This is a genomic window from Coleofasciculus sp. FACHB-712 (genome assembly GCF_014695635.1).
GTDB lineage: Bacteria > Cyanobacteriota > Cyanobacteriia > Cyanobacteriales > FACHB-T130 > FACHB-T130.
The window spans coordinates 1-6,498 of the sequence record NZ_JACJOQ010000227.1; the positions used below are offsets into that span (position 1 = coordinate 1).

5 protein-coding genes are annotated in these 6,498 nt (G+C 50.9%); 3 read left to right on the forward strand and 2 right to left on the reverse strand.

The features are described from left to right. The 3 genes from H6F50_RS06470 to H6F50_RS06480 form a co-directional block, all read left to right on the forward strand. Positions 1-1,469 (forward strand): ATP-binding protein (locus H6F50_RS06470; RefSeq protein ID WP_190427673.1); only part of this gene is annotated, 1,469 nt, incomplete at its 5' end. Further along, positions 1,463-1,918 (forward strand): response regulator, encoded by a 456-nt coding sequence (locus tag H6F50_RS06475; protein WP_190414639.1) that lies wholly within the window; start codon positions 1,463-1,465, stop codon positions 1,916-1,918. The genes H6F50_RS06470 and H6F50_RS06475, both read left to right, overlap by 7 nt. A gap of 71 nt (positions 1,919-1,989) precedes the next feature. Beyond that, on the forward strand, positions 1,990-4,167 hold the full coding sequence (locus tag H6F50_RS06480; protein ID WP_190427677.1) for a response regulator: 2,178 nt from the start codon (positions 1,990-1,992) through the stop codon (positions 4,165-4,167). Positions 4,168-4,169: 2 nt separating this feature from the next. Here H6F50_RS06480 and H6F50_RS06485 read toward each other — a convergent pair whose 3' ends face one another. Together H6F50_RS06485 and H6F50_RS06490 are read right to left on the reverse strand one after the other, a co-directional pair. After that, positions 4,170-4,709, reverse strand: a complete 540-nt coding sequence (locus H6F50_RS06485) for a phycobiliprotein lyase (RefSeq protein WP_190427680.1) — start codon at positions 4,707-4,709, stop codon at positions 4,170-4,172. A 529-nt stretch (positions 4,710-5,238) separates the two neighbouring features. Next, positions 5,239-6,498, reverse strand: a 1,260-nt coding sequence (locus H6F50_RS06490; RefSeq protein ID WP_190427682.1) for a uroporphyrinogen-III synthase, incomplete at its 5' end; no start/stop codon positions are given.

Sequence of the window (6,498 nt, forward strand, 5' to 3'; positions counted from 1 at the left end):
TTGGGTTGGGAAGCCTGCTGGCATTGTTCACCAGCCGTCAGTTGATGGGAGTGGCAAAAACCTACAAACACGCCCTCGCGATCGCCCAAGAGCAAACAAACGCGCTGCGTCGATCTGCTCAGCGGTTGGAAGCATTGCATGAGATCGACCAGGCGATTCTGGCAGCACATTCACGGGCAGCACTTGTCCGCGCGGCATTGTCGCGGATGCGGCGCTTAGTGCCCTGCCAGCAATCTTTTGTGGTGTTGTTTAACTTTGAAACTGGCGTTGCCCAGGTGATAGCCGGAAGTGTCAACGGAGATTTGTGGTTCAAAGAAGGCGCTACGCTTCCCATTGACGATTTTGTGCCTGGATTTCTCTTAGGGCAACAGAGAACCTATTCTCTAGAGAACGCGGCACTCAATCGTTGTCCGCCTGCCATGAAGCGAATGGGGGAAGGGCAAAGCAGCTGCATGACTGTACCCCTGCGGGTCGAAGAAAATCTGCTCGGCGAACTGATTCTAAGTGCCACGGAACCGGCAACGTTTAATCCGGAACACCAAGAGATTGCCACTGAGGTTGCCAACCAACTTGCGATCGCAATGCAGCAAGCTGAGTTACGAGAACAGCTCGAACAGAACAATGCACAACTAGAGCAGCGCGTTAGCGATCGCACCGTTCAATTGCAGGAAGCCAATGCTGAATTAGAAGCGTTTGCCTATTCCGTTTCTCACGACCTCCGTGCGCCATTGCGTGCCATGCAGGGTTTCAGTCACGCTTTGTTAGAAGACTATAGCGACTCCTTAGATGCCATCGGGCAAGATTATGCCCAGCGCATTATTACGGCTTCTCAGCGCATGGATACCTTAATCCAGGATCTGCTCGACTATAGTCGCCTCAGCCGCACGGAGATCCGTCTCCAGCCGATTTCCCTAGAAACTTTGGTGGTGGAAGTCCTCGCTCAACTAGAGCCAGAACTGCGGCAAAAACAAGTCCAAGTGACAGTAGAACCACCGCTGCCTCAAATCGTCGGGCATCGCACCACCTTGATTCAAGTCTTGACAAATTTGCTAAATAATGCAATAAAATTTATCGCTCCTGGAGTCCAACCGCAGGTGCGAGTATGGGCAGAAGTTAGGGAGAGAGGGGAAGCCGAGGAACAGGGTATTGTAGAGGCAAGGGTAGAGACCAGAGCGATCGCATCTAGAGCCGAAGAGCCAGAGAGTAATCAACCTTCAGCAACTTCCCAATTTTGGGTACGCTTGTGGATAGAAGACAACGGCATCGGCATTGCTCCAGAACATCAACAACGCATTTTTCGCGTCTTCGAGCGCCTACACGGAATTGAAAGTTACCCCGGCACCGGCATTGGGTTGGCAATTGTGCGGAAAGGGTTAGAACGCATGGGAGGTCATGCCGGAGTCGAGTCGCAAGCTGGTGAGGGAAGCAGATTTTGGATAGACCTGCCCAAGGCTAGAGACGAATGTTGAACGCGTCTAACTATACTATTTTGCTGGTGGAAGACGACTCCAATGACATTTTCCTGATCCAGCGAGCTTTTCGGAAAGCTAACCTGCTTAACCCATTGCAAGTGGTGGAAAATGGGGAGGCAGCCGTGTTTTACCTTGCGGGCGAACCGCCTTACACCGATCGCGATCGCTACCCCCTACCCGTTTTGATCCTGCTAGACCTGAAACTCCCTCGCAAGTCGGGTCTTGAGGTGCTGGAATGGTTACGGCAGCAGCCAGACCTGAAGCGCCTGCCCGTTGTTGTTCTAACTTCCTCCGAGGAAAATCGCGACATCAACCAAGCCTATGACCTGGGAGCCAACTCTTACTTGGTTAAACCAGTTGCTTTTGAAGCGTTGCTGGATATGGTGAAAACACTGAATTCATATTGGCTCATTTTCAACCAGAAGCCAAAATTAGAGGAGAGTTGAAAGTTGGAAAGACTTTGAAAGCTGAAAGCTTAAATCTTCAACCCTTTCAACCTTCCAACTAAATAGCGGATATGAGCCAGACCTTACGTATTTTACTGATCGATGACAACCCTGATGATCGCCTCCTAGCAGCTCGTCAGCTCAGCCGAGCCTTTTCCGATCTCCAAATTCAGGAGATAGCAGAAATCAATGCCTTGAACCAGGCACTTGCGGCAGATGGCTTCGATGCCGTTGTCACTGACTATCAACTGCGCTGGAGTGATGGTCTAACGGTTCTGCGTGCCGTCAAAGCTCGGTATCCCGACTGCCCCGTGGTGATGTTTACCAATACAGGCAGCGAAGAGATTGCTGTAGAAGCGATGAAGGCGGGGCTGTCCGACTACGTTCTGAAGTTGCCCAAATATTACAACCGTCTGCCTGCTGCGGTGCAGTTAGCCCTAGAACGAGCCGAAACTCAGCGAAGAGCCGCTCGTCTGGAAGCGCATCGGCAAGCTTTGAGCGAGGTATCGCGGGCTTTTGCTGAGAAAATTCCGGAATTTCAAGCAGTTCTAGAACTGGTCAGTCAGCAAATAGCTCAGCGACTGGGAAATCTGTGCGTAGTTCGCATCCTATCAGATGATGGAAAGTACCTCAACCCGGTAGCAATTTATCATCCAAACCCAGAAGCCCTCGCCTGTTTGCAAGAAACCCTCGCCACGGAGCCACACCGCGTTGATGAGGGTTTGACGGGTCGGGTCTTTAAAACGGGCGAGACGCTACTGATTCCAGTCGTGTCGCCAGAGGAGATACAACCTTTGAGCGAGTCCAAGTATTTGCCCTACTTGCAGCGCTTTGGGATATACAGCATTTTGATCGCACCCTTAGAGGTACGAGGTCGGCGGATTGGGACTTTATTCGTTTCGCGCGATCGCCCCGGATACTCCTATACTCGTGATGACCAATTCTTTCTGCAAGACCTCGCGGATCGGGCTGCTTTGGCAATTGACAATGCCCGACTCTACCGGGAAGCTCAGGAAGCCAACCACCTCAAGGACGAGTTCCTGGCAACCCTGTCTCACGAACTCCGCACCCCCCTGAACTCTATCCTCGGATGGGCAACGCTACTCCGCAATCAGAAGCTAACTCCCACTGTTATCAGTCGTGCCCTTGAGAGTATTGAGCGCAACGCCAAGGCGCAGGTAAAACTCACCGATGAAATTCTAGATGTCTCGCGGATTATTCGGGGCAAGCTGCACCTGAATATTCGCTCGATCGAGCTGATACCTATCATTGATGAAGCGATTAATATCTTGCGTCCGGCAGCGGATGCCAAGGGGATTCGAGTCAAGGCGGTACTAGACCGCTCAGTCGGCTTGGTCGCTGCCGATCCAGATCGCTTGCAGCAAGTCGTTTGGAATCTACTCTCCAACGCCATCAAGTTCACATCAGAAGGCGGGCAAATTGAGGTGCGGCTGGAGAGGGTTGAAGGAAAACTCGAAGAAAAAGTTGAAGTGCAACCCACGAACTCTCCACTTAATAACCCGCAACCTTCAACTTTCTTTGCCCAAATCCAAATTAGCGACACAGGCATGGGCATTAGCCCCGACTTTCTGCCCTATGCGTTTGACCGCTTTCGTCAAGCTGACGCGAGTACCACGCGATCGCATGGAGGATTAGGACTTGGATTAGCGATTGTGCGTCACTTGGTGGAATTGCACGGTGGCACCGTTCGTGCTGCTAGTCTCGGAATCGGGCAGGGAGCAACGTTTACAGTGCTTCTACCACTTTTTGATAAAAGTCGAGAAACCGAGGGGCAGGAGCGCCGGGGGGCAGAGGAGTCGGGGAGCGGGGAAGCTAAGGAGAAGGTAGCACAAGCACCTCAACTCCTGAGCGGATTGCAGGTTCTAGTTGTGGATGATGATACGGATACACGCGAATTGATCGCCCTCGTGCTTGAAGAGTCTGGGGCGAAAGTGAAAGCGATCGCATCCGTAGCCGAGGCGTTAGAAGTCCTTCGTAGCTGGCAGCCCGATTTGCTGGTGAGTGATATTGGAATGCCAGAGGAAGATGGCTACGCCCTCATCGGCAAGATGAGAACTTTGGAAGAAAAAACCGGAAAACAAATTCCAGCCCTAGCGCTGACCGCCTACGCTAGGGAGGAAGATAAAAACCGCGCCCTGAAGGCAGGGTTTCAAATGTATCAGTCTAAGCCCGTCGAGCCTGATGATTTAGTGGCGGCGGTGGCACTTCTGGCTGGGTGTGCAGGTTAAGTCTAGCTAAGGCGCTTTTCTAGATATTGACCGATCATTTGCTGTTCTCCGGCACGGGAGATGATCGTTTGCCGGGTGCGGTAGCTTCGACCAATCAGTTTTAATTCTTCTTCAAATGAAGAGTCTCTGTACTCTGTCCGCAAGCACAAAGTTTTGGGATTGGGGAAATAATACTCAGCCGTGACGGGTTTCGGAGTGGCAAAGCCGCGATCGCGATAGAGTGTGGTTCCTAATGCGCCAAATAGTGTCGAACCTTTGGACTCTTTGCGGTTTGTGACTGAGTTTGTGCTGTTCCACTCTACATAGGAACCACAAATCAGCGCTGCTGGATCTTCCAGCTGGTGTAACTCTGCCAAATGTAGCAATTCCGAGCTTCCCTGTTCCAGAAACCGGACGGTAATCAGACTCACCATCTCCTTGGTTTCTCCATCCGGCAGCGTATAGTAGCGTCTTTCAGAGTGCCATTTGCCCTCTGATTCCTGAAAAAACGCTGCAATTAAAGATTCTTCATTGGTTTGGGCAAGTTGTCTTAGTGTTGTCACCAGTACCAGTCCTCATATGAATTGAAAATAAAGTTCTTGCAAGCGTCAATTTTTGCTTGGTAGCTATGGGACTTATCACCCTTTTATTTGACCTTTATGCAAGCAATCTCATGAACGGTTGTGCAAGTCGCGGTTTCTAGTGACACCCGATCTGGGTACAGTTGAGCGCCACTATATCGGGTCAGCTATCTGGCACTTAGCTGACGTACCACCTTGGCTAGAGTGGTAAGCCTGCCAAAATGCAAGTCACTGTTAACAATCTTAATAATAATAGATGATAGCTAAAAATACTTACTAGCGGCTCTGTCATCCGGAAGAATCTTAGAACCGTCTATCCCATAAGGGCACGACGAAAGGTGGAAAAGCTTTCGAGAGAGATGATCGCGGTTTTCAGTTGCGTGTAATACTTTGAACCTCACCCCCAACCCTTCTCCGTGAACGGAGAGGGGAGAACAGGGAACCCCTCCTCTTGAACGGGGAGGGGCAGGGGTGGGGTTAAAATGTACGGCATCCAATCGAGAATTGCTATCTAGCAATCTATATTTGAGTTGTGAGCCAAGCGATCGCGGACATTCGCCTCAGATGTCGCCCACTGGACGATCGCTTGGGTTAAGCCGTCTAGAGTGTATTCAGGGGCTTCTACATCCACTCGCCCCAGCAGAGAAAGACAGGTTTTAGAAGTTTGAGGGCCAATCGAGGCGATACAGACACCTTGTAAGGGTAATTTGTCGATTTCTCCGACTAATTGACCAAAAAATTGCACAGTTTTAGAACTTGCAAAAGTAATCACATCTACCACTTGTCGCTGGAGGGCATCTAAGGCAGCGGGTGCGATCGCTTTCGGACACTGAGATTGATAAGCCGCCACTTCGATTACTTCCGCACCTTGGACAGTTAATTCCTTCACCAAGACTTCTCTTCCGCCCGTTTCCACTCTGGGAAACAGAATTTTCTTGCGTTCTAACGGTTCTGGAAAGTATTCAATTAGAGAATCTGCGACAAAATCCGGGGGAATAAAATCGGGTTGTAAGCCATGCTGCTTGAGACTTTGGGCGGTTTTCTTCCCGACAACAGCAATTTTGACCCCGGCTAAGGCACGGGCATCTTGATTTTGCGCTTCCAGCCGTTCAAAAAAGTAATCAACCCCGTTGCTGGAAGTGAGAATTAACCAGTCGAAATCCGATAAATGCGCGATCGCATTATCCAATTCTTCCCAACTGGAAGGAGGAGTAATTTCCAGCGTCGGCATCTCAATCACCGTCGCGCCTTCTTCTTGGAGACGCACGCAAAACTCACCCGATTGTCCAGCTGCGCGTGTCACCAGGATAGTTTTCCCAGCTAGCGGTTGGGAAGAGTTTTGAGTCGTTAGAGACGAGGTTTTCTGAGAACTGTGGCTTCCCATAGGTATGTCTGATAAACTCACCCCTGCGGATTGGGTTGAAGATTCTGATGATTGTACGGGCGGATTTAGGCGTCGATCTGAGACGACTGGTGCATCTGGCGATCGCAAGTATTCTCTCAAACCGACGACTTCCCCGATGGTAATGACGCTGGGAGAGAGAGATTCACCCCTAGTTTGCTCAACGATAGTGCCCAGCGTAGCTGTCCAGACTTGTTGTTGAGGCGTTCCCGCCCAACGAATCGCAGCGACGGGAGTAGAAAGCGATCGCCCATATCGATGCAACTGATAGACAATTTCACCGAGATTGCGCCCACCCATCAAGATTACCAGCGTTTCCATCCGCGCCAGCGCTTCCCAGTCCAAAACATCCGGTTCGTGGGCAGTAAT

Bases quoted from the DNA above. Each gene is read 5' to 3' on its own strand.
- H6F50_RS06475 (WP_190414639.1), top strand. From the start codon at position 1,463: ATGTTGAACGCGTCTAACTATACTATTTTGCTGGTGGAAGACGACTCC.
- H6F50_RS06480 (WP_190427677.1), top strand. From the start codon at position 1,990: ATGAGCCAGACCTTACGTATTTTACTGATCGATGACAACCCTGATGAT.